A 1875-nucleotide genomic window follows, 5' to 3' on the forward strand; every position below is an offset into this window, starting at 1 on the left:
GAGGTGTAATGGAAGTCTTCACCCGGACGCAGTCGCGGCTGTTCGCCGATCACGCCATCGCCATCGACATGCTCGACGCGGCCATTGGCATCGGTGATGCGCCAATGGCGTGCGACCAGGCGCGCGGCAACGCGGCCCTGGTTGTGGATGCGGATCGTATAGGCGAACGCATAGCGACCGTCTTCCGGTGCGGATTGGTCGTCGAGGAAGCGCGGCGCGACTTCGACGGAGATGGCGTAAACGTCAGCGTCTTCCATACCGGCAGTGTAATCAGGTGGCATTGGCCAAAGCGATGAATTCAGCCACGTCCAGCTGTTCGGCGCGGGCGTCGGGACGCACGCCGGCGGCCACGAACTGCTCGGCGCTGACCACGTTGTTCAGGGCGTTGCGCAGGGTCTTGCGGCGTTGGCCGAAGGCGGCCCTGACCACGTCGGCGAAGCGCTTGTGGTCCTTGATGTTGATGGTGGCCGGGTCGCGCGGTATCAGACGCACCACGGCCGAATCGACCTTCGGCGGCGGCCTGAACGCACCCGGCGGCACCACGAACAGCGAGGTCACCTCGCAGTAGGCCTGCAGCATCACGCTGAGGCGGCCGAACACCTTGCTGCCGGGACCGGCGGCCATGCGATCGACCACTTCCTTCTGCAGCATGAAGTGCATGTCGGAAATCACCGCAGCGTGTTCCAGCGCATGGAACAGGATCGGCGAGGAAATGTTGTAGGGCAGGTTGCCGACCAGGCGGATCGGCTGTCCATCGGCCAGCTCGGTGAAGTCCACCCGCAGCACATCGCGGTTGACGATGGTCAGCTGGCCCAGCGGTTCGGCGGCAGCGGTCAACGGCGCAATCAGGTCACGGTCGAACTCGATCACCGTCATCTTCGGGTGCACGCGCAGCAGCGGCAGGGTGATCGCACCCTGGCCCGGGCCGATCTCGACCAGGCGGTCGCCGTCCCGGGGATTGACCGCCATCACGATCTTGTCGATGTAGTAGCGGTCGGCAAGGAAGTGCTGGCCGAGCTGCTTCTTGGCCGGGGCGGAAAACACCGGGCCGGAGGGGGAATGCGGGGAAGTCATGTGCTCAGTGTACGTTGCCGCGCCAGCCGCGCACACAGCGCTGTGGCGGCCTGCAGGCTGGAAGGATCGGCAATGCCGCGGCCGGCAAGATCCAGCGCGGTGCCATGGTCCACCGCCACGCGCGGATAGGGCAGGCCCAGGGTCAGGTTCACCGCCTGCTCGAAGCCGGAGTACTTCAGTACCGGCAGGCCCTGGTCGTGGTACATCGCCAGCACAGTGTCGAAGCCGGCCAGCTTGGTCGGCAGGAACGCGGTATCGGCCGGCAGCGGACCGATCAGGTCCATGCCCTCGCTGCGCAGGCGCTGCAACAGCGGGATGACCAGATCCAGTTCCTCGCGACCGAGGTGACCGTCTTCGCCGGCATGCGGGTTCAGGCCCAGCACGGCGATGCGCGGTGCGGCCAGCCCGAACTCGCGGCGCAGCGCGGCATGCACGGTGCGCAGGGTGTGTTCCAGGCCGGGGGCGGTGATCGCATCGGCGACCTCACGCAGCGGCAGGTGGGTTGTGGCCAGGGCAACGCGGACGATGTCGTTGGCCAGCATCATCACCACCTTTACCCCGGCCTGGTCGGCCAGCAGTTCGGTGGTGCCGCTGTAGGCGATGCCGCCCTGGTTGATCACCGCCTTGTGCACCGGGCCGGTCACCACGCCGTGCAGTTCACCGGACAGGCAGGCCTGGCCGGCACCCAGCAGGGCAGCGATCACCGCGCCTGCGTTGGCAGGGTCGGTATGGCCGAAACGGCTGGGGGTGCTGTTGGAGACGGCGCGCAGGCACAGGTCGCCGGGGACGCGGGCGTGCGCG

The 1875-nt window shown here is 67.3% G+C and carries 3 protein-coding genes; all 3 read right to left on the reverse strand.

Annotation, left to right across the window (positions count from 1 at the left end):
* Positions 1 to 257: Co2+/Mg2+ efflux protein ApaG (gene apaG / locus AB4Y84_RS20550; RefSeq protein ID WP_442250808.1), on the reverse strand; the 257-nt coding region annotated here is incomplete at its 3' end.
* A gap of 13 nt (positions 258 to 270) precedes the next feature.
* Entirely contained in the window at positions 271 to 1074 is an 804-nt protein-coding gene (gene rsmA, locus AB4Y84_RS20555; RefSeq protein ID WP_312786639.1) for a 16S rRNA (adenine(1518)-N(6)/adenine(1519)-N(6))-dimethyltransferase RsmA, read from the reverse strand.
* Positions 1071 to 1875, reverse strand: an 805-nt coding sequence (gene pdxA / locus AB4Y84_RS20560; RefSeq protein ID WP_442250809.1) for a 4-hydroxythreonine-4-phosphate dehydrogenase PdxA, incomplete at its 5' end; no start/stop codon positions are given. The genes rsmA and pdxA, both read right to left, overlap by 4 nt.

It is taken from the genome of Stenotrophomonas sp. 2YAF22, from assembly GCF_052114665.1.
GTDB lineage: Bacteria > Pseudomonadota > Gammaproteobacteria > Xanthomonadales > Xanthomonadaceae > Stenotrophomonas > Stenotrophomonas indicatrix.

Excerpts from the sequence above, each read along its gene's own strand:
- rsmA (WP_312786639.1), bottom strand. The coding sequence starts at position 1,074 with ATGACTTCCCCGCATTCCCCCTCCGGCCCGGTGTTTTCCGCCCCGGCC.